Below are 21,533 nucleotides of genomic sequence, written 5' to 3'. Positions count from 1 at the left end.
CCAGGCGCTAGTTTTGTCTAGTACCGGACCCTGGACTTTAAGATGAAAATTCGACGATTGTCTACTTTCTTAGATTTAAACTTGGTTAAAAGTGAATAGTGATTGACTTCACACAGAGAAAACCGGCGGTATGATTGGGCAAAAAAAGCCCGCGATAAACGCGGGCTTTCGTGAAGCAGGTAAAGCTTATTTGCTTTTCTTAATGTGCTTAATCAAGCGCTTACGCTTACGCATCTGATTTGGCGTCAGGGTGTTGCGCTTGTTGGCAAACGGGTTTTCCCCTTCCTTAAACTGGATACGGATAGGCGTGCCCATTACGTCCAGCGATTTACGGAAGTAGTTCATCAGATAGCGCTTGTAGGAATCCGGCAGGTCTTTCACCTGGTTGCCGTGAATTACTACGATTGGCGGGTTGTAACCACCGGCGTGGGCATATTTCAGCTTCACGCGACGGCCGCGCACCAGCGGCGGCTGATGGTCTTCTGCAGCCATATTCATGATGCGGGTCAGCATGGCGGTGCTCTGACGACGGGTGGAGCTGTCGTACGCTTCACGCACGGATTCGAACAGGTTACCCACTCCGCTGCCGTGCAGCGCAGAGATGAAGTGCACGCGGGCAAAGTCGATAAATCCCAGACGGAAGTCGAGAGTCTCTTTCACCTGCTCGCGCACTTCATTGCTCAGGCCATCCCACTTGTTGACTACGATAACCAGTGAGCGCCCACTATTGAGGATAAAGCCGAGCAGAGAGAGGTCCTGATCGGAGATACCTTCGCGTGCGTCGATGACCAGCAGCACTACGTTAGCATCTTCGATCGCCTGCAGGGTTTTGATAACGGAGAATTTTTCCACCACATCGGTGATTTTCCCGCGCTTACGCACCCCGGCGGTGTCGATGAGGACATACTCACGCTCATCGCGCTGCATAGGAATGTAGATACTGTCACGGGTGGTGCCCGGCATGTCGTAAACGACCACGCGCTCTTCACCCAGAATACGGTTAGTAAGCGTAGACTTACCTACGTTTGGACGACCCACGATGGCCAGCTTGATCGGCAGGTCCTGCGGGTTGAAGTCGTCTTCAGGCTCTTCTTCGCCCTCTTCTCCGTCTTCGAACTGCGCCCAGTATTCAGCGTCTTCGTCCACCTCTTCCGGCGGGTTCACTTCATCAACCCACGGTAGCAGAACGGTTTCCAGCAGGCTGGTGACGCCACGGCCATGCGATGCCGCAATCGGGTAGATCTCACCCAGGCCCAGAGACCAGAAATCCGCGACGGCCTGATCGGCATCGATGCCGTCAGTTTTGTTCGCCACCAGGAAGGTCGGCTTTTCGCGTGAACGCAGGTGTTTGGCAATAGCGGAGTCCGCCGGCATCAGGCCAGCGCGCGCATCCACCATAAACAGCACCACATCCGCTTCTTCAATCGCCAGCAGCGACTGTTCCGCCATGCGGGTTTCAACGCCGTCTTCTGTGCCGTCAATACCACCGGTATCAATACAGATGAACTCACGTCCTTCCACCTCTGCACGACCGTACTTACGGTCACGCGTCAGCCCCGGGAAATCCGCAACCAGCGCATCACGGGTGCGTGTTAAACGGTTAAAAAGAGTGGATTTTCCAACGTTAGGGCGCCCGACAAGCGCGACCACAGGTACCATGTTTGAAGCCTCATAAAATTCAAAATAACGTCGCTTTTGCGGCGTTTTTAAAAATGTCAAAACGGCTCCTGAGTGAACAGGAGCCGTTTAGTATACTACAACCGCCGGGTAATTAACGCGTGATCGCGTACAGCGTGCCGTCTTTTGCCTGAATCAGCAGTTTGCCGTCGGCCACAACCGGATCGGTCAGGAAACCAGAGCTGTCGACTTTTTGCTGTGCAACAAAGCGGCCGTTATCCGGATCGATCCAGTGCATATACCCTTCGCTGTCGCCAACCACCAGGCTACCGTTGTACAGTGCCGGAGCAGTCAGCAGACGGTGCAGCAGATCGCTTTGCGTCCACAGCGTCACGCCGCCTTCAGTGCTCAGAGCCAGCAGACGGTCGTTCTGATCGACCATATAGATGCGGTTGCCCTCAACGATGAAATCGTTCACAGAGCCCAGCTCACGTTTCCACATGATCTGGCCGCTGCGCAGATCCAGCGCGGTCAGGTTGCCGTTATAGGCCAGCGCGTAAACCACACCGTTAACGATGACTGGCGTTGTGTCTACGTCGCTCAGACGGTCAATTTCCGTTGAGCCAGTAGCCTGAGAGATACGCTGCTGCCAGATCATCTGGCCCTGCTGCATCAGCACTGCGCTCACGCGACCGTTGTCACCGCCCACAATGGCAGCACCAAATGCGGTAGCCGGCGCGGATTCGCCGCGCAGAGAGAGCGCAGGCATATCCAGGTTAACGGTCCATTTCACCAGACCGTCCGCTTCATTCAGCGCCTGCAGCTGGCCGTTGCTGGTATGAATCAGCACCAGACCGTCGCTTACTACCGGACGAGACAGGGATTCACCCGCTACGGTTGTTTGCCAGGCAATGGAGCCGTCGCTGCTGTTCAGCGCATAAACCTGCGCTTTTTCGCTGCCCACGTAGACATGACCACCGGCAACGGTCAGACCGCCAGACAGCAGTGCAGGTTTACGGGAGAACCAGCCGTCTTTTTCCGCCAGGTTAACGGACCATACTTCTTTCCCGTCATCGGCGTTCACCGCTTTCACGGTACCTTTTCGGTCAGCGGCATAGACAACGCTGTCGGCATACGCAGGATGAAGGTTGGAATAGAAATCACCAATCCCATTGCCCACGGAGACATCCCACGCGGTGGATGGGGTAAACTGGTTTTCAACCGTCGGCAGTGGGGACATTTTCACAACGTCTTCTTCGCCACTGAACAGTGAACAACCACTCAATAACGTAACAGAAAGCAGTCCTGGCAGAAGTAATTTACGCAATTGCATCGGGTCCCTCTCAGACGGACAAATTATTTATTTTCATCTGCATCATTTCGCTCAGCGCAGGTGAAGCATTGCTCTCTACGCCAGCTTGCCACGCTTTACGCGCGCCCGCTTTGTCACCTTTGCTCAGCAGTGCTTCACCGCGCAGATCGGCAACGATGGCAGCAAAACCTTCGCCTTTGATGGTATCGAGCGTTTTCAGCGCATCGTCAGCTTTTTTCTGCTGAACCTGAATACGTGCCAGGCGCAGATTGATCACCGCTTTCAGGTTCTCATCGCTGGCCGCAGCAAGGCTCTGCGAGAGCTGTGCAGCGGCTTTATCCAGTTCGTTCTTATCAACGTACTGCTGAGCCACTTCCAGCGCAGCCAGTGCACCGTAGGTGTTTTTGTTGTCAGCCGCAAATTTTTCTGCCGCAGCCAGCGTTTGCGGCTGATCGGCACGAATTGCGCTCACGGTATTTTCATAGGACAGGGACGCGCCACGCGCGGAATCTGCCTGATGATTGTTCCAGTAACGCCACCCCACCAGCGCACCGATACCTAAAATAACCCCAACAACCAGCGCTTTGCCGTTTTCAACAAAGAAGCGCTTAATCGCGTCGACCTGATCGTGTTCGTTCTCGTAAATTTCCACGCAGTCCTTCTCCTTAGCCCAATAGAGTGCGCAAGTGCGCCGCAACGCCGTCCTGCGTTACCGTTGTCTGCTCACCAGAGCGCAGGTCCTTCACCACCACTTCGCCGTTAGCCACTTCGGACTCGCCCAGCACCAGTGCAATACTTGCGCCCCACTTATCGGCACGAGCAAACTGTTTTTTGAAGTTGCCGCCGCCATGGTTGGTCATCAGCTTAACGTCCGGGAGCGCATCGCGCACGCGTTCGGCAAGCTGCATCGCCGCAGACTGCGTTTCCGCGCCTGAAGCCACCAGGTATATATCGACAACAGAATCTGCTTTAAATTCCGGATTAACTGCCTGAACCAGCAAAACAAGTCGCTCAAGGCCCATCGCGAAGCCAACAGCAGGGGCTGCGCGACCGCCAAGTTGCTCAACCAGACCGTCATAACGGCCGCCCGCACATACGGTACCCTGAGAACCGAGGCTGGTGGTCACCCACTCAAACACGGTACGGTTGTAGTAGTCCAGACCGCGCACCAGGCGCTGATTCACGGTATAGGCGATGCCTGCCGCCTCAAGCAGCTTGCACAGGCCCGCGAAGTGTTCGCGAGATTCTTCATCCAGGTAGTCACCCAGAGCAGGCGCATCGTTCAGCAGTGCCTGAACATCCGCGTTTTTGGAATCCAGTACGCGCAGCGGGTTGCTGTACATGCGACGTTTGCAGTCTTCGTCCAGCTTCTCTTTATGCTGTTCCAGGAACGCTACCAGCGCATCGCGGTAGTTAGCGCGAGCTTCCAGAGAACCGATAGAGTTCAGCTCAAGGGAAACGTGATCGGCGATACCGAGGGCGCGCCACCAGCGGGCCGTCAACATAATCAGTTCGGCGTCAATGTCCGGACCCTGCAGGCCAAAGACTTCCACACCCAGCTGATTGAACTGACGATAACGACCTTTCTGAGGACGTTCGTGGCGGAACATCGGGCCGATATACCACAGGCGCTGCTCCTGATTGTACAGAAGACCATGTTCGATGCCGGCGCGTACGCAGCCCGCCGTACCTTCCGGACGCAGGGTCAGGCTGTCGCCGTTGCGGTCCTCAAAGGTGTACATCTCTTTTTCAACCACGTCGGTGACTTCACCGATCGCGCGTTTGAATAACGGGGTCTGCTCTACAATCGGCAAACGGATTTCGCTGTAACCGTAGCTGCCGAGCACCTGCTTCAGTGTGCCTTCAATGCGCTGCCAGATGGCGGTTTCGCCAGGCAGATAATCGTTCATGCCGCGGATGGCTTGAATGTTTTTTGCCACGTTTATTCTCTTTCTATATACAAAAAAAACCCAAAGAATGGGTTCAATCATACATGGGAAGCGGCACGCTTCCCATCACGTTATTTTTCAACCTGCTGAACGCTGATACGCTGTGTTTCGTCCATCATGGCGGCTTTGGCGCGGATGCGGGCTTCAAGCTGGTCGATCATGTCGCTATTATCCAGACGATCTTTACGAACGCCATCTTCATAGAGACCACTTTTCTTGTTACCGCCGGTCACGCCCAGGGTTGACACCAGCGCTTCACCCGGACCGTTTACCACACAGCCGATGATGGAGACGTCCATCGGGGTGATAATGTCTTCCAGACGCTGCTCCAGGGCATTCACCGTCCCGATCACATCAAACTCCTGACGTGAGCAGGTTGGGCAGGCAATGAAGTTGATCCCACGCGCGCGAATGCGCAGTGACTTCAGGATATCGAAACCGACTTTGATCTCTTCGACCGGATCGGCCGCCAGCGAGACGCGCAGGGTGTCACCGATCCCTTCGGAGAGCAGCAGCCCCAGACCGATCGCAGATTTTACAGAGCCGCTGCGCAGGCCGCCCGCTTCGGTGATCCCGAGGTGCAGAGGCTGGTCGATCTGTTTTGCCAGCAGACGATAAGACTCTACCGCCAGGAACACGTCGGACGCTTTTACGCTGACTTTGAACTGATCGAAGTTAAGACGATCGAGATGATCGACATGACGCATCGCGGATTCGAGCAGCGCCTGTGGCGTCGGCTCGCCGTATTTTTCCTGCAGGTCTTTTTCCAGGGAACCGGCGTTAACGCCGATACGGATAGGAATATTTTTATCGCGGGCGCAGTCCACGACCATGCGGATACGCTCTTCGTTACCGATGTTGCCCGGGTTAATGCGCAGGCAATCGACGCCGTATTCGGCCACTTTCAGCGCGATGCGGTAGTCGAAGTGAATATCAGCCACCAGCGGAACGCTGACCTGCTGTTTGATCAGTTTGAACGCCTCAGCGGCATCCATGGTCGGGACGGAGACGCGAACAATGTCCGCGCCTACACGTTCTAATGCTTTGATTTGATTGACCGTCGCTTCTACATCGGTAGTGCGCGTGTTGGTCATCGACTGAACGGCGATAGGTGCCCCATCGCCGATTGGCACATTCCCAACGTAAATCCGTTTCGATTTTCTACGTTGAATCGGAGCCTGGTTATGCATGAAAAATCTCCCGCGTTGCCCGTCTGTTACTGTGCTGCTGATTGTTCGGCATTAACGGTAAGACGTGCAACCTGGTTAGTTCTGATAAAGCGGCTCAGGTCGACAGGTTTTCCTTGATACTGGATCTGTACCGCTGCCGGAGCGCCGATTTTAAGTTTATAGGGAGCCTGGCCGGTTAGGTTTAACGTGCCATCTTTACGCTGCAGGCCGCTGAACAGTTTTTTACCTGTCGCGTCAGTCACTTCCAGCCAGCAGTCAGCGCTGAAGTTCATCACCAGCGCGTTGGGATCGGCTGCTGTCGCCGTACCCGCCGGGCTGGTTGGCAGAGTCGCTGCGCTATTGTCCGCAGGCTGAGCAGCCGCAGGCGCGTTCGCCGCAGGCGCGTTCGCCGCAGTATCAACATTAGCCTGAGAAGGGGCAACAACCGCGTTTTGATCCTGAGCCTGCGGCGCAGCGGTGTTAGCCGTTGCTGCCGGAGCCTGTACAGCATCGGTCGCCGAGGCGTCTGGCGCTGCGGTCTGTGGCTCGCTTGAGGAAGCTGCGCCGTCGGTATTCAGCGGCACGTTCTGGGCATTCTCACTTCCGGCCTGGTTGAGTTCGGCGGAGGATTGATCGGCCATGGTGGTGATCTCTTCCTGCTGGGCCTTGTGGTTTTGCCACCACCATGCGCCGGTCAGACCGATCACCACAAACAGCACCAGCCAGGTAAAGCTCATCAGCCAGCCATCGCGTTTTTTACGACGTTTCCCCAGGGAGAAAGTCTGCATCGGCGCAACTTTTGCTGCACGGACCGGTGCCTGCTTCTCCATCATTGGCAGTAATTCGTTTTCGGGGATATGCACCAGTTTTGCGTAAGAGCGGATATAACCGCGCAAGAACGTTGAAGCCAGATCGGCAGGTGCCTTATCTTCTTCAATATCGCGAACCGTGGAAACCTTCAGGCACAAGCGTTCCGCAACGGCTTGCTGGCTGAGTCCGAGTTGTTCACGGGCGTTGCGAAGACGAACGCCAGTGGAGAGTGCTTCATGTTGGTCGTGAGTGGCTTCAGTATTCATTCGCTACAACTACTGGTACGTGAAAAATAAGGGTTCAGGTGCCGGTGAGTCACAATGCCACCCGCACCGCGAAACTTCTGGTCAGTTAACCTTGAACAGAGAGTATAAGACTGTCAGCCCGGAGATGACAGTACAGCCCTGCCCGTACGGCTAAACTGTTGTTACGTCGTTACATACTGCCCGAAAGTCGGATGAAACGCACCGTAATTATTGTTCAGTCATCACGAATCTGACTGATTATTCAGTAAGAGTATGCTTCACGGCGCAGATAATGCGCCGTGGGTGCATAATAATCAAACAGCTTTAACCGCGATCGTCTCGCCCTGCATGCGTTTACGCAGGGTACGTTTGGTACGGTCAATAACGTCACCAGCCAGCTGTCCGCATGCTGCATCAATATCATCACCCCGGGTTTTACGCACGATGGTGGTGAAACCATACTCCATCAGCACCTTGGAGAAACGGTCGATACGGCTGTTCGAGCTACGGCCATACGGCGCGCCCGGGAACGGGTTCCATGGGATCAGGTTGATTTTACATGGCGTATCTTTCAGCAGTTCAGCCAGCTGATGTGCATGTTCGGTACCGTCGTTGACGTGGTCAAGCATCACGTACTCGATGGTGACGCGGCCCTGGTTGGCGTTGGATTTCTCCAGATAGCGACGCACCGCAGCGAGGAAGGTTTCGATATTGTACTTTTTGTTGATCGGCACAATTTCGTCACGAATTTCGTCGTTTGGTGCATGCAGGGAGATCGCCAGCGCAACGTCAATCATATCGCCCAGCTTGTCCAGCGCAGGCACAACGCCAGAGGTAGACAGCGTGACGCGACGCTTGGACAGACCAAAACCGAAGTCATCCAGCATGATTTCCATCGCCGGAACGACGTTGGTCAGGTTCAGCAGCGGCTCACCCATCCCCATCATCACCACGTTGGTGATAGGACGCGTACCGGTTACTTTTGCCGCACCGACGATTTTCGCGGCACGCCAGACCTGGCCGATAATTTCTGACACCCGCAGGTTACGGTTAAAGCCTTGCTGCGCGGTAGAGCAGAATTTGCACTCCAGCGCACAGCCTACCTGAGAGGAGACACACAGCGTGGCGCGGTCTTCTTCCGGGATGTAGACGGTCTCAACGCGCTGATCGCCTACCGCAATCGCCCATTTGATGGTGCCATCCGCTGAGCGCTGCTCTTCCACCACTTCCGGTGCGCGGATTTCAGCCACTTCCTTAAGCTTGTTGCGCAGGACCTTGTTGATGTCAGTCATGTCATCAAAATTGTCGCTGCAGTAATGGTACATCCACTTCATGACCTGATCGGCACGAAACGGCTTTTCGCCCATCTCTTTAAAGAACTCGCGCATCTGCTGACGGTTCAGATCCAGCAGGTTGATTTTTCCATTTTTATTGGGAACCGCAGGAATGGCGACTTCGGAGGTATTCACTAATTCAGACATAATATTTTCCGGCCTCGTTGTTACACGTTATGGCCCATGGAGGGTTGAATAGAAACGCCCCGGAAAGCAGTCTGCTCGTCCGGGGCGTTGCATTGTACAAAGTCTGGCGCAGGGATGCCACGTCTGGACGCGGCATTTACGAAAATAATGTGTAAACGAAACCGTTAAATTAACGGGTGCGTGGACACACTTCGCCTTCAGCGAAGAAGAAAGCGATTTCGCGTGCAGCAGATTCAACAGAGTCAGAACCGTGGGTACCGTTCTCGGTGAAGCTGTCTGCATAGTCAGCGCGCAGAGTACCCGCCAGCGCGTTGTCCGGGTTGGTTGCGCCCAGCAGGTCACGGTGACGCTGTACTGCGTTTTCGCCTTCCAGCACGGATACCACAATTGGACCGGAGGTCATGAACTCAACCAGGCCGTCAAAGAATGGGCGACCTTCGTGCTCAGCGTAGAAACCGCGAGCCTGCTCAACGGTCAGGTGCAGCATTTTGGTGCCAACAATTTTGAACCCTGCAGATTCAAAGCGAGCGAAGATGCTGCCAATAACGTTTTTTGCCACCGCGTTTGGTTTGATGATGGAAAAAGTACGTTCAATAGCCATGATAACCTCTGTCAATGTTCTGTTGTTTTGCATACCTGAGTATGGTGTGGCGCGGATTATAATGAGCAATAGCGCCATTGCCTATGGATTCAGGTAACATTTTTTTAAAATAAGACGAGTTTTAGCAACAGCTCACATCTGAAAGCTGTTTTCAGATTACTGCAGCGTAAAATTCACCGTCGCGACCTGCCCGGTCTCATCCATAACGAGTAACTGATAATCGCCAGATTTATCAAGCTGTAATGTGTAAACTCTTCCCTTCACATTCAGCGGTTCACCGTTCAAAAACCACCAGCGCTCACCGCTATTGCCGGTCGCCTGAAGCGGCAGCGAAACGCGGGATTCCCCCGGCAGACGTTTGATGACGGCCCCTTCACGCACGCCTGTCAGGATGAGTGGCGCAGGTGCATCCTGCGACAGCGGAGGACAGGTGGTTGATGAAGGAGGGACCCGTACCGCGCGACGCTCGGTCGCCGGCAGCCACGGCTCCAGCGGCAGCGGCCAGACATCCAGGACTTTTTCAGTTGCATCAGGGCAATCTGCCGCCACGCGTTTACCCGTTTTATCCAGCCAGACCGGGAAACGAATGCCGCGTATCCCTTCCTGTTCGGGCAATAGCAGCGTGGGCGGTTCACTCCCTTCCAGCAGCCAGGTCGACAGGCGACGCCGACAGTTTTCACTCCCTTCCGGCAGCGACTGGCCGCCCGGCCAGCAGATCACGCCCCGCCCGACGTTCTCCGGACGCGGGTCGCGCGGCAGGCGGGCCTCGTCTACCGATGAGCGTGACTGAAGCAGGTTATTCACCTGGTTTAATAGCGGAACCGCGCTGGCGAAACCAAACTGCCCCGCTACGGGCGTGCCGTCCGGTCGTCCTGTCCAGATGCCTATTACGTAACGGGCATTCAGACCAATCGCCCAGGCATCACGGTAGCCGTAGCTGGTGCCGGTTTTCCACGCCAGCGGCGCGATTTGCGGTAGCGCATTATCCGGCAGCGGCTGCGCCTCGTTCGCCAGAATACGGCGAATAATCCACGCCGAGCCTTGCGAAAGCAGCGGACGGTCAATGAGCGGATCGCCCGGCCGTAAACGCAGCCTTCCCGCCTTACCGTGTCGGGCAAAGGCGCTGTAGGCCGCTGTGATATCCGCCAGCCGGGCGCCTGCCCCACCGAGGATCAGGGACAGATTCGGCTGCGCCCCCGCGGGCAGGATCAGCGGCAATCCCGCGTTGCTCAGCATCCCGGCAAAACGTTTTGGCCCGTAGGCTTCCAGTACCTGTACCGCGGGCAGGTTGAGGGAGCGCACCAGCGCTTCACTCATGCTGACCGGTCCGTGGAACCCACTGTCAAAATTCCCGGGGCGATAATCACCGGTTTTTCTGGGAACGTCCTGGAGCAGCGAGGCGGGATGGATCAGGCCATCGTCCAGCGCCATACCGTAAATAAAGGGCTTTAACACCGATCCCGGGGATCGGATCGCATTGACCATATCCACGTGGCTGAAACGCGTGTCATCGTTAATATCCACCGAGCCGACCCAGCCGCGCACTTTCATATCGGTATGATCCACGACGATCATCGCCAGCGAGCTGCGTGCCGGCAGGCGAGATTTCCAGTTCATCGCCAGCTCTTCCAGCTGCCGCTGTAGCCCGGCATCCAGCGTGGTGACAATTTTAGTGTCGCGGCTTTTGCCTAGCATCATGCGCGCAAAGAGCGGTGCCAGCTGCGGCATCTGCCGGGGCGCCAGCCATACCGATTCCTCCCGTGATTCTTTGACCTGCTTCGCGGACCAGACGCCCTGCGTGACCATGCGGTCTAGCACTTTGTTGCGCGCCGCCTCGGCCCGTTCAGGCCAGCGGTCCGGACGCAAGCGGCTGGGTGCCTGCGGCAGTACCGCCAGCAGCGCCGCTTCGGAATAGCTGAGCTGCGACGGCGGTTTGCCAAGATAGGTCCAGCTTGCCGCTCCGACGCCCTGCAGCGTGCCGCCAAACGGAGCGCGGTTGAGATAGAGGGTGAGAATGTCTCGCTTGGAAAGATGCCACTCCAGCTGCATCGCCCGCCAGAGCTGACGAACTTTGCCGCCAAAGGTGCGCGGATGTGGGTCCAGCAGGCGTGCCACCTGCATTGTGAGCGTGCTTCCGCCAGAGACGACTTTGCCAGAACTGAGATCCTGCCAGGCAGCGCGCAGGACAGAAAGCGGGTTTACGCCAGGGTGATCCCAGAACCAGCGATCTTCATACTGGATCAGCGCCTCAAGGTAGCGGGGAGAGACCTCTTCAATGGTAACCGGGTAGCGCCAGATACCGTCGCTATCGGCAAAACGCCAGAGCGGCGTGCCCTTCTCATCCACCACCACCCGGGCGGGGTTAACCTCTTTCAGAGGCAGCGGCCACAGGCGGTCGGCGGCGACAATCAGCCCCCATAAAACGAGAAGCGCTCCCGCCAGCCATAGCCAGCGGGAGCGTGTCAGACGTGCCATTCGCATATTACGGAACAACAATCAGCGGGCCGCTGGCCGACCCCGTTGCCCGCCACTGCGGAACGTACATAGACTCCACCATCGGGACCGGCACCTGATAGGTTCCCGGCGTCACGGCGCGCGCCAGATAGACCAGCGTGACTGGCTGACCTTCATTTACCGGCACGGCGGCCACAAAGCGGTCGTCGCGGAATTCCATATGCTGAATGTCCGCCTGCTGCATCTGGCTGAGCAGGTTCTGTACTTCGCTACCGCTGTCCTGCAGGCTGGCGCTGCTGCTTGCCAGGTTCTGGTTTTCCAGCTCCAGACCCGCAGGGAGGAGATCCACCACCAGCGCATCCGGCACGTTCTGGCTGGCTTTAACTTCCAGCCACACCAGCACCAGCTCACCGCTCTTCAGGGAAGAGAGTGATTTAGTGCTGCCGTCGGTTGCCAGGATATGACGTTCAACCTGCAGCACGTTCGCGCTCGGCTGAGGCGCGTATTCCGGATAGCCGGTGCTGTCCAGACGCACCCACAGCGGAGTCGTGCCAGTATTGGTCACCTGCAGCGCGCCAAGCTGGTCGCCGCTCACGTTTTGTACCAGTGACTTATCGCCGCCAGATGCGGTCTCAGACAGAGAGGTTTTCGCCTGCCATGTACCGGACAAGGTTTGCAGCGAACGTCCGGCCAGGAACAGCGCATTGCTCTCCTGCGTTGACAGCCAGCGCTGGCTGAAGGCCTGTTCAGACAGAGCATTCAGCAGCGTATTCTGCGCAACCGGCAGCAGCTTGTACTCCTCCAGCAGGGAGAGCATCAGAGCGTTATCGCGAAGCTGGCTGCCGTAATCGGCCATCCAGGTTTTGCTGTCGTTACGCGGCGTTTTGAGTGCCAGGTCCAGCGCCTGCTGGCTGCGCGGTGCATCGCCCATCAGCTTGAGCGCCATGCCCAGCTGCATCAGCGGCAACCCGGAAGCCGCCTGCTCGTGGCGATCCCAGATTTCACGCAGCGCGCCCAGCGGCGCTTTTTGCTGACGTGCCAGCACCAGCGCGGCATAGGCCTGCACGGCGAACTTGCTGGCCTGAGTATCATCGCTGTAGCGAATGGACATCATTCCCGGATCCTGCAGGTAGCGCAGCAGGCGGTTATTGGCGTTATTCACCGCATCGGCAGGTACGCTGTAACCCTGCTCGCCCGCGCGCACCAGGAAGTCGGTCACGTAGGCCGTCAGCCAGTACTCTTCCGGGCCGTTTTTATCCCATAGCGCAAAACCACCGTCCTCACGCTGCATCTGCAGCAGGCGAGAGATGCCAATATCAATCGCCGCACGGCGCTTATCATCGGTGTCGCCTTTGATGCCAAGTGCAGTCAGCTGCGCCGCGTTGGTGTAGAGCGACGGGAACAGGCCACTGGTGGTCTGTTCCAGGCAGCCATACGGATACGCCTGCAGTTCGCGAATATAGCGCGCCAGGTTAAGCGGTGGTTTGCCGCTCAGCAGCAGCTGTCCCTGCAGGGTAGCAGGAGAGAAACCGTTACTATGCTGCGCCGGTGCGGTCCAGGACTCGCCGGGATTCAGCATGGCACCGGTATTCACCGTCTGCGCCGGGAACGCCGGACGCACGCCGATTTTCCAGCTCTTTTGCTGCGGGGCGAAGGTCTCACCCGGGAGCTGCAGGCCGGTCACCTGAGCGATCACTTCACCGTCACCATAACCGTCCAGCGCACGCACCGGAATAAACAGGGTGTTGCGTGCGCCAGGAGACAGCTGAATCGGCTGCGGCTGCCCGCCTTCCAGCGACAGTTTTCCTGTCGCGGTCAAGGCGACGTTCAGCGTTTGCGGCTGGTCGGTGAGGTTAGTGATATCCAGCGTCAGCCGCGAGGTATCCCCGCTTGCCAGGAAGCGCGGCGTGTTAAGCTCGGCAATGACCGGCGCGGCCACCACAACCTTGCTTTCACTGCTGCCGAAATCGTCCTCCGTCCAGGCCTGCGCCATCAGACGCAGCTCACCGTTGAAGTCTCCTATCGGCAGCGCAACCGTGCCTTCTCCGTTGGCATCCAGCGTGACCGGCTGTGCCTGCTGAGCAATAATGGTGACGTGGTTCACCGGCGGCTTACCGCCGCGCTTAAGTTCATCACCGTCACCACCAAAGCGCAGCGCGGCCAGGCGGCCCTGCCCTTCGATGACCTGGCCGTAGATATCGTAAATGTCCGCGCCATAGCGCTTCTGGCCGAAGAAAGCCTGCCACGGATCGGGCGTAACGTAATCGGTAATATTCAACACGCCGCTGTCTACCGCCGAGACCAGTACGTTAACCTTCTGCGGCACGGCACCCTCTTTCACGCTGGCTTTCACCTTCACCGAGAGCGTCTGATTTGGACGCATCTTCTGTGGGTTATCAAGCGCAATGTTCAGACGGCGATTTTCGTCGCCCATCGGCAGATGCAGCAGGCCGACCGCGCGTTTCGGCGTGGCGGATTTGGATTTATCACCAGGACGCACCACCAGCGTGCTGAGGTAGAGATCGTGACGTTTCCAGGCTTTGTCGACCGGGATAGCGAGATCAAGCCCGTTTGCCGGTACATCGATCTCTTTCCACCACAGCGGCCCTTCGCTGGACTCAATCATCGCATAGCCCTTGCCTGCTGCCGGCGCGGCAATGTGCAGGTTGATGGTATCGCCTGGCTGATAGGCTGGCTTATCCAGCTTCAGCGTCACGCGGTCAGGGCGTGCAGCCCCTGTGCCGTCGCTGTTATCCTGCCAGCTGTATCCCGCCCAGAAGCGTACGCTGCTGACCATCTCATCAGGCGCTTTCACCTCCAGACGATAAGAGCCCCACTCCACCGGGAAGGAGACTTTACCCGTCTCGTCGGCCTTGAGCGTCAGCTCCTGCTCGCCTTCAACCAGATCTTTCTGATCGAACTGAGACTGCCAGCCTTCGCTCTCTGACCAGTTCCAGAAGTAGTCCCGACGCTCGCGAATCAGGCGAACCTGTAACCCGGAAACGGCCTTTTTCGCGCCGCTGGCATCGGCGTAAACAATGTCGAAGCTGGCGTTACCGTTCTCGTCAACAATCGGCTGGTTGACGGTGGTATCGGTGCGGTAGTCGTAAACGGCTTTACTGGCGAACTGAGGGCGAATACCCGGCAGCTCAGCCGCTGGCCAGATGGCCTGCTCGGTGCGACGCGTCACCGGACGACCGCCCGACTCCAGCAGGCTGGCCTGCAGGATCAGCTGCAGCGGAGAGTGCACCTCTTTCCACTGGCTTTCGGTAGAAACCTGTCCACGCCCCTGCTCATCAAGCGTAAGCTGAACTTCATCCAGGCTGCGGCTCAGGTTCTCCTCGGCGATATCGCCAAACTGGAAGCCCGGCAGCGCAGCCACCGCGTCACGCAGCGGACGCAGGAAAAGCTGGCCCTGCAGAGAATTACCGTTGGCCGGTGCGCCATACAGGTAATAGCCCACCACGTTAAAGTCCACGTTATCCTGCGGTGAAACCGGCGATTTTTGTCCGCTCAGGTTCAATGCCATACGCTCGGGCATGAAGTCTTCGACGTGGAAGTCCCACAGGCGCTGCAGGTTATCGCCCGTGTTGGCACGGATATGCCACATACCGGTCTGCGCTCCGCTGTCCAGCGGATAGTTAAAGCGATAGAGCCCATTCTCTGGCTTGACGACAATCGTACGCGCGACCTGTCCATCCGGGCGCAGCACGTCAAGCTTCACGGGCTGATCGGGAAGCGGCTTACCGTCACTGTCGCGCAGCAGGCCGTTGAGGATCACTGTTTCACCCGGACGATAGAGATCGCGCGGGCCAAACATAAAGAATTGCTTGCTGTAGCCGGGGCTACCGGCAATATCGAACTCCGCCAGATCCAGCGCCGGAAGCTTGAGGTCAAGCAGCGTGGTCTGGCCGTCTTTGCTCGCCAGAATCAGCGCGGCTTCTTTGTCCGTTTCAAGCTTCGCATGACCGTCGGCATCGCTCTTCGCCTCAGCGAGAGTCTGGCCTTTGTCGTTCAGCAGCGTGACGGTCACGCCGGACTGCGCCGCACCGTTTTCCAGACTCTGAGTGAAAATATCCAGGCGGTTATGATAACGGTGAGCGGACAGACCAATATCGCTTAAGGTAAAGAGCGTTGCGGCGTTGCTGTAGTTGTAGTGCCCTGCCTGGTTCATGACCGCGATGTAAACGCCAGACTGCTGGAGCGGTTTAATATCCTTCAGGGGCAACAGCAATTTTTCGCGCGTATTGCGCGCCGGATTAAGATCGAATCGACCGGTGTAAACCAGCTCCGCCATCTTCAGCAGGTTATCGGATTCCCAGTTGGTCAGCGAGTTACGGTACTCCCACTGGCTGACAAGGGAGGCCAGCGATTCCGGCTTCACGCGGTAAAAGTTGACATCGACATTGTTGACGTTGAGCGCCATCACCGGCAGACCTTCCACCACCTTACCCGGCAGCAGCGAGCCGCGGCTGGCAAAACCAACGGTCGGTTCAATGTCCCGGGTGGTCAGGGCTTTTTCATAATCAATGCCAAACGTCGCCTTGTTCAGCGCCTGCAGGTCACGTTCAACGGTGACGACCAGGTTACGGTTAGGTTCCAGATGGCGCAGTCGAAGCTCTTTCAGGTTAGGCGCAAGTTCCCACGCCCCGTCAACCTTACCGCTTTTCTTATCCACGACATGCACCGTTTTGGCGAAATCCTGATCGGGATTTAGCGGAACAGAAAAGGTCAGCACCAGCGTGGCGGCACCGTCGAGCTGAACTTCTGAGGTATCCAGCAACGTCAGCGCTTTTCCCTGACTCTGGGCAGCCAGTTTAGCCAGCGTTTCTGCGTTGGGTTTTTCTGCAGCTTTCGGTGTGGATGCGGTGGTTGCCGCGGGAGCCGCAGCCTGGGGTTTATCGTCGCTGTTATCACAGCCGACAAGCGTAAACGTGGTAAGCAGCGCAAGAGAAAGCGCGGCTAAGCGAAACGGTTTCATCCTTTATCCCTGGCCCATGGAGCCTGTTGGTCGTCGTCCGGATAAGTATTATCCGCAAGTTTCATTAATTCAAAAAGGCCAATTTTAAAAACTGGAAAGCGTCTCGCAGAATGGCATCACGTCGCTACGCCGTGATGGAACCGCGATCACAGCACATAACGTCACATGTTACCTTTCAAGTCATTTGTTTTTAAAACAAGAAGATAGCTGGATATGCGCGCGTGAAGACTGCTAGTTTTATGACCATGACGCACCCCGAGTGCGCGGTTCAAAAAGAGAGAAAGCCATGAAACGAGCCGTGAACGCCCTACAAAATTTCGGAAAATCATTGTACGGACCGGTACTTATCTTACCGATCGTCGGTCTGTTTATCGCCTTTGGTAACGTGCTGGGTAACGGTAGTCTCGCTGAATACCTGCCGTTTCTTGGACATCCTCTGATTCAGCATACTGGTCAGCTTATCGCGAAATCTGCCGTGTCGGTGCTGGTTAACCTGGCGCTGGTGTTTGCCGTCGGGATCCCGATTGGTCTGGCGACGCGTGATAAAGGCTATGCCGCGCTGATTGGTCTGGTGACCTTCGTCGTGTTCATCAACGCCATGAACGTCACGCTACAGCTGCAGGGCGCGCTGGCGCCAGCGGCCCAGATGAAAGCGGCCGGACAGACCATGGTGCTGGGCGTGCAGGTGCTGGAGATGGGCGTTTTTGCCGGGATCCTGACCGGGGCGCTATCCGGATATCTGTACAACAAATACTCCGGCGTACAGTTTAACGGCGCGATGGCGATTTACTCCGGCCACTGTTTTGTCGCCATCGTCATGCTTCCCGTCTCCATGCTGCTCGGCGTGGTGATGAGTGAACTGTGGCCGTTTGCCCAGCACGGCATTAGCGCCCTGGCGCTGGCCATCAAAGGCTCCGGGCCGTTTGGCGTGGCAATCTACGGTTTCCTGGAACGAATTCTGGTCCCCACCGGCCTGCACCATCTGGTTTATACCCCGTTCCTCTATACCGAGCTGGGCGGCACGCAGGAGGTGTGCGGCGCAACCTATCAGGGCGCGCGCAATATTTATTTCGCCGAGATGGCCTGCCCGGACGTGAAGCAGCTCAGCAGCACCGTGGTGTGGGACGCGCGCGGCATCAGCAAGATGTTCGGCCTGCCTGCCGCCGCGCTGGCGATGTATATGACCGCCAGGCCGGAGCGTAAAGCCATTGCGAAAGCCATTCTGATCCCGGCGGCGCTGACCTCGCTGCTGGTCGGCGTAACCGAGCCGATTGAGTTCTCCTTCCTGTTCGTCGCCCCGCTGCTGTTCGTGGTGCACGCGGTGCTGACCGGCATCGGCATGATGCTGTTCTCGCTGCTGGGCGTTCACGCCATCGGCGCCAACGGGATTATCGACTTCATCCTCTACAACCTGCCGCTCGGCACGGAGAAGTCCAACTGGCCGATGTACATCGTGGTCGGGCTGATCATGTTTGCCCTCTACTTCGTGGTGTTCCGCTTCCTGATCCTGCGCTTCAACATGAAAACGCCGGGCCGTGAGGATGACGATCGGGAGACGCGCCTCTACAGCAAGCAGGAGTACCAGGCGAAGGGCAATAACGACGGGCTGGGCGAATCCATCGTGACGGGTCTGGGCGGCAGGGAAAACATTGAGGTGGTGGACAACTGCTACACCCGCTTACGCGTCACGGTGAAGGACGTCGCCATTATCGACGAGCCGCGGCTCAAGGCGACCGGCGCGAAAGGGATTATCAAACAAGGTAACAACGTTCAGGTGGTCTACGGGCTGCACGTCAAAAAAATGCGAGAAGCCGTTGAGACGTTTCTCTGAAAGGAGCTAAAGATGTTTACACCCCCATTCATTCTGTCGATTGCCGGCGGCGGTAGCACCTACACGCCGGGCATTGTGAAAAGCCTGATGGTGCGCCTGCAGGATTTCCCGCTGGCTGAAATCCGCCTTTATGACATCGACGAGGCGCGCCAGAACACCATTGCGCCCGTCGTCGAAAAGGTCATTCGCGACCACAGCCAGAGCATCAAGTTCACCGTTACCAGTGACCCGGAAGTAGCGTTCAGCGGCGCGCATTTCGTCTTCGCCCAGATGCGCGTCGGCCAGTATAAAATGCGCGAGCAGGATGAGAAGATCCCGCTGCGCCACGGCGTGGTCGGGCAGGAAACGTGCGGGCCCGGCGGCCTGGCGTACGGGCTGCGCACGATCCTGCCGATGGTGGAGCTTATCGATCTGGTCGATCGCTACGCGCACGAAAAAGCCTGGATCGTGAACTACTCCAATCCGGCGGCGATCGTCGCAGAGGGCGTGCGCCGCCTGCGGCCAAATGCGCGGGTGCTGAACATCTGCGATATGCCGGTGGCCGCGATGCGCAATATGGGGGCGATTCTGGGTGTCGATCGCCGCAGGCTGGAGGTGGACTACTTCGGCCTGAACCACTTCGGCTGGTTTACCCGCGTGCTGGTGGACGGCGAAGACAAGCTTCCCGAGCTGCGTAAACATATCGCGAAGTTTGGCCTGCTGACGGAAGACGCGGCCAAAACCGACCCGCAGCACTCGGATCCTTCGTGGGTAAAAACCTGGCGCAACATTAAGCCAATCATGGACAACTTCCCGGAGTATCTGCCGAACCCGTATCTGCAGTACTACCTGATGCCGAACCAGATTGTGGAGCATCAGAACCCGGACTATACCCGCGCCAATGAAGTCATGGACGGGCGCGAGAAAAAGCTGTTCGCCGCTGCCGAAGAATACAAGCGCACCGGGATCCTGCCGGACGCCTTCCACGTGGGCGTCCACGGCGAGTTTATCGTCGATGTCGCCTGCTCGCTGGCCTTTAACCTGCGAAGCCGCCATCTGGTGATGGTGGAAAACCGCGGGGCGATTATCAACCTGCCTTACGATGCGGTGGTGGAAGTGCCCGCTTATATCACCTCCGAAGGCCCGGAACCGATTCGCGTCGGTCAGGTGCCGCTGTTCCATCAGACCCTTTTGCAACAGCAGCTTGCGTCTGAGCAGCTGCTGGTGGAAGCGACCATCGAGGGGAGCTATGAGAAAGCCCTGCAGGCGTTTACCCTCAACCGCACCGTGCCGACCATGGAACACGCGAAAGCGATTCTTGATGAGATGATCGAGGCCAACCGCGACTACTGGCCTGCGCTGCAAAAAGCCTGGCAGGACGGCGAAACGGTGAAAAAATAGGGGCTTGCTCGCGAGTTGAACGTGGTTTGCTTGTCGGTGTCAGAAAAAACACCGACAATCCTTTTTTACGGAAAAGAATGGAGGCAACCCATGTCCACCTCATATTTTGTCGCCGCCGACTGGCTGATTGAGCACGGTGACGATCCGGAAGTTCAGATAATTGACGCGCGTATGGCCCCGCCGGGGCAAGAGCATCGCGACGTGCCCGGTGAATACCGTGCAGGGCATCTGCCTGGCGCGGTATTTTTTGATATCGAAGCCCTCTCCGATCGCAACTCTCCCCTGCCGCACATGCTGCCGCGCCCGGAAGCGTTTTCTGTGGCGATGCGCGAGCTGGGCGTCAGCAAAGACAAACACCTTGTTGTCTATGATGAAGGTAACCTCTTCTCCGCCCCGCGCGCGTGGTGGATGCTGAAGAACTTCGGCGTGGAAAAAGTCTCGATTCTGGCGGGCGGGCTGGCGGGCTGGAAGCGCGACGAGCTGCCGCTCCAGCAGGGTGACGTGACGCTTCCGGAAGGCGAGTTCGACGCCACGTTCGACGCGCACGTGGTAAAACGCCTGACCGACGTGCTGGTCGTGAGCCATGAAAAAACGGCGCAAATCGTCGATGCCCGTCCTGCTCCGCGCTTCAATGCCGAAGCGGATGAACCGCGTCCAGGGCTGAAGCGCGGACATATTCCGGGGGCGCTGAACGTGCCGTGGGGCGATCTGGTGTTTGAGGGCGAGCTGAAAACCACCGACGAGCTGCGGGCTATTTTTGACCGTGCTGGCGTTGATTTACATCGTCCGATTATTGCCAGCTGCGGCTCCGGCGTAACGGCCTGCGTGGTGATCCTGGCGCTCGCCACGCTTGGCGTAAACGACGTCACGCTTTACGATGGCGCCTGGAGCGAATGGGGTGCGCGGGACGATCTGCCTGTCGAACCCGCGAAATAATGGATAACCGCCTGTTCACGCTGTTAACGCGCGGTGCGTCGCTGACCCGCGCGGAGTATCGCGTCCTCGCCCACCTCACGGAGCACCCGATGCTGGTGGGCAACATCACGGTGCGAGAGCTGGCGCAGGCGACATTTGTTTCCACCGCCACCATCATGCGGCTGTGTCAGAAGCTGGGGTTTAGCGGCTTTAGCGAGTTTATCTGGCACTGCAAGCAATTGCTCTCCGACACGCCGCATATTGCCGCCCAGGCGCCCTCCCTTCCAGAACTCCCGGTGCTGTTTAATCAGTTTATCGCCAACTATCAGCACACCTTCCAGTGGGTCACGCAGGAGAAGCGCCAGCAGTTTGCCGACCTGCTGCGCCAGAAAGAGAGCTTCTTTCTCTACGGGGCTGGTTTTTCCTATCTGTTTGCGGAGTACCTGACCAAGAAGCTGCAGGTGCTGGGCAAAACGGCGTTTATCTCCGGGCCGGGAGACAGCCGGAATATTTTCCTCAGCAACGCCTCACGCTATCAGGTGTTTATTGCCGTCTCGCGCAGCGGCGAAACCGAGCAGGTGCTGGATAAAGCGCGGATTGCCAAAAACGTCGGTATGACGATTGTCGCGTTTACCCGCGCCTCGGCCAATACGCTGGCGGGGATGGCGGACGTGCATTTTGCCCTCTATGACGAAGCGGTACACTTCGCCGCCGAAGCCGCGGGGGTGACGTCGTTTGAGTCGAATCTGGTGCTGCTGATGGATTTACTGCTGCTGGAAGCAACGGGG

General features: G+C 57.5%; 14 protein-coding genes. 4 read left to right on the top strand and 10 right to left on the bottom strand.

What is annotated here, in order from left to right; translation table 11 throughout:
- Positions 1-186: 186 nt before the first annotated feature.
- From der to ADJ24_RS20370, 10 genes are all read right to left on the bottom strand, one after another.
- Entirely contained in the window at positions 187-1,659 is a 1,473-nt protein-coding gene (der, locus tag ADJ24_RS20415; RefSeq protein ID WP_023308811.1) for a ribosome biogenesis GTPase Der, read from the bottom strand.
- Between the two features lie 112 nt (positions 1,660-1,771).
- Positions 1,772-2,950, bottom strand: coding sequence for an outer membrane protein assembly factor BamB (bamB, locus tag ADJ24_RS20410; protein ID WP_008502135.1), 1,179 nt, complete (start codon positions 2,948-2,950; stop codon positions 1,772-1,774).
- Between the two features lie 10 nt (positions 2,951-2,960).
- Positions 2,961-3,581 carry a YfgM family protein gene (locus ADJ24_RS20405; RefSeq protein ID WP_023308812.1) on the bottom strand — a complete coding sequence of 207 codons (621 nt, stop codon included), beginning with the start codon at positions 3,579-3,581 and terminating at the stop codon, positions 2,961-2,963.
- Positions 3,582-3,594: 13 nt separating this feature from the next.
- Positions 3,595-4,869, bottom strand: a complete 1,275-nt coding sequence (hisS, locus tag ADJ24_RS20400) for a histidine--tRNA ligase (RefSeq protein WP_045355313.1) — start codon at positions 4,867-4,869, stop codon at positions 3,595-3,597.
- An 80-nt stretch (positions 4,870-4,949) separates the two neighbouring features.
- A complete protein-coding gene (gene ispG, locus ADJ24_RS20395) occupies positions 4,950-6,068 on the bottom strand; it encodes a flavodoxin-dependent (E)-4-hydroxy-3-methylbut-2-enyl-diphosphate synthase (protein WP_023308814.1) in 1,119 nt (372 codons plus the stop codon).
- Positions 6,069-6,094: 26 nt separating this feature from the next.
- On the bottom strand, positions 6,095-7,123 hold the full coding sequence (rodZ, locus tag ADJ24_RS20390) for a cytoskeleton protein RodZ (protein WP_048703608.1): 1,029 nt from the start codon (positions 7,121-7,123) through the stop codon (positions 6,095-6,097).
- A 293-nt stretch (positions 7,124-7,416) separates the two neighbouring features.
- On the bottom strand, positions 7,417-8,583 hold the full coding sequence (locus ADJ24_RS20385; protein WP_014171168.1) for a bifunctional tRNA (adenosine(37)-C2)-methyltransferase TrmG/ribosomal RNA large subunit methyltransferase RlmN: 1,167 nt from the start codon (positions 8,581-8,583) through the stop codon (positions 7,417-7,419).
- A gap of 169 nt (positions 8,584-8,752) precedes the next feature.
- A complete protein-coding gene (ndk, locus tag ADJ24_RS20380; RefSeq protein WP_003860625.1) occupies positions 8,753-9,184 on the bottom strand; it encodes a nucleoside-diphosphate kinase in 432 nt (143 codons plus the stop codon).
- Between the two features lie 156 nt (positions 9,185-9,340).
- The gene (gene pbpC, locus ADJ24_RS20375; RefSeq protein ID WP_032667907.1) at positions 9,341-11,665 is read right to left on the bottom strand and encodes a peptidoglycan glycosyltransferase PbpC; all 2,325 of its coding nucleotides are present in this window, start codon (positions 11,663-11,665) and stop codon (positions 9,341-9,343) included.
- A gap of 1 nt (position 11,666) precedes the next feature.
- Positions 11,667-16,619 (bottom strand): alpha-2-macroglobulin family protein, encoded by a 4,953-nt coding sequence (locus ADJ24_RS20370; protein WP_048703604.1) that lies wholly within the window; start codon positions 16,617-16,619, stop codon positions 11,667-11,669.
- Between the two features lie 286 nt (positions 16,620-16,905).
- Here ADJ24_RS20370 and ADJ24_RS20365 point away from each other — a divergent pair, with 286 nt between their 5' ends.
- The 4 genes from ADJ24_RS20365 to ADJ24_RS20350 form a co-directional block, all read left to right on the top strand.
- Positions 16,906-18,450, top strand: a complete 1,545-nt coding sequence (locus ADJ24_RS20365; protein ID WP_023308818.1) for a PTS transporter subunit EIIC — start codon at positions 16,906-16,908, stop codon at positions 18,448-18,450.
- A 12-nt stretch (positions 18,451-18,462) separates the two neighbouring features.
- Complete coding sequence (locus ADJ24_RS20360; protein WP_023308819.1) at positions 18,463-19,830, top strand: 6-phospho-alpha-glucosidase; 1,368 nt, start codon at positions 18,463-18,465, stop codon at positions 19,828-19,830.
- Between the two features lie 90 nt (positions 19,831-19,920).
- On the top strand, positions 19,921-20,766 hold the full coding sequence (sseA, locus tag ADJ24_RS20355) for a 3-mercaptopyruvate sulfurtransferase (RefSeq protein WP_023308820.1): 846 nt from the start codon (positions 19,921-19,923) through the stop codon (positions 20,764-20,766).
- Positions 20,766-21,533, top strand: a 768-nt coding sequence (locus tag ADJ24_RS20350; protein WP_048703599.1) for a MurR/RpiR family transcriptional regulator, incomplete at its 3' end; no start/stop codon positions are given. The genes sseA and ADJ24_RS20350, both read left to right, overlap by 1 nt.

Origin of the sequence: Enterobacter sp. 940_PEND (assembly GCF_001059415.1) — a bacterium.
GTDB classification, from domain to species: Bacteria; Pseudomonadota; Gammaproteobacteria; order Enterobacterales; family Enterobacteriaceae; genus Enterobacter; species Enterobacter cloacae_M.
Note: the sequence above shows the minus strand (reverse complement) of the source record. Positions and strands in the feature narration are given on the sequence as shown.

What these genes read in the sequence shown, in the direction of transcription:
- der (WP_023308811.1), bottom strand. Translation starts at nt 1,659, where the DNA reads ATGGTACCTGTGGTCGCGCTTGTCGGGCGCCCTAACGTTGGAAAATCC.
- bamB (WP_008502135.1), bottom strand. Translation starts at nt 2,950, where the DNA reads ATGCAATTGCGTAAATTACTTCTGCCAGGACTGCTTTCTGTTACGTTA.
- ispG (WP_023308814.1), bottom strand. Translation starts at nt 6,068, where the DNA reads ATGCATAACCAGGCTCCGATTCAACGTAGAAAATCGAAACGGATTTAC.
- rodZ (WP_048703608.1), bottom strand. Translation starts at nt 7,123, where the DNA reads ATGAATACTGAAGCCACTCACGACCAACATGAAGCACTCTCCACTGGC.
- ADJ24_RS20385 (WP_014171168.1), bottom strand. Translation starts at nt 8,583, where the DNA reads ATGTCTGAATTAGTGAATACCTCCGAAGTCGCCATTCCTGCGGTTCCC.
- ndk (WP_003860625.1), bottom strand. Translation starts at nt 9,184, where the DNA reads ATGGCTATTGAACGTACTTTTTCCATCATCAAACCAAACGCGGTGGCA.
- pbpC (WP_032667907.1), bottom strand. Translation starts at nt 11,665, where the DNA reads ATGCGAATGGCACGTCTGACACGCTCCCGCTGGCTATGGCTGGCGGGA.
- ADJ24_RS20370 (WP_048703604.1), bottom strand. Translation starts at nt 16,619, where the DNA reads ATGAAACCGTTTCGCTTAGCCGCGCTTTCTCTTGCGCTGCTTACCACG.
- ADJ24_RS20365 (WP_023308818.1), top strand. Translation starts at nt 16,906, where the DNA reads ATGAAACGAGCCGTGAACGCCCTACAAAATTTCGGAAAATCATTGTAC.
- ADJ24_RS20360 (WP_023308819.1), top strand. Translation starts at nt 18,463, where the DNA reads ATGTTTACACCCCCATTCATTCTGTCGATTGCCGGCGGCGGTAGCACC.
- sseA (WP_023308820.1), top strand. Translation starts at nt 19,921, where the DNA reads ATGTCCACCTCATATTTTGTCGCCGCCGACTGGCTGATTGAGCACGGT.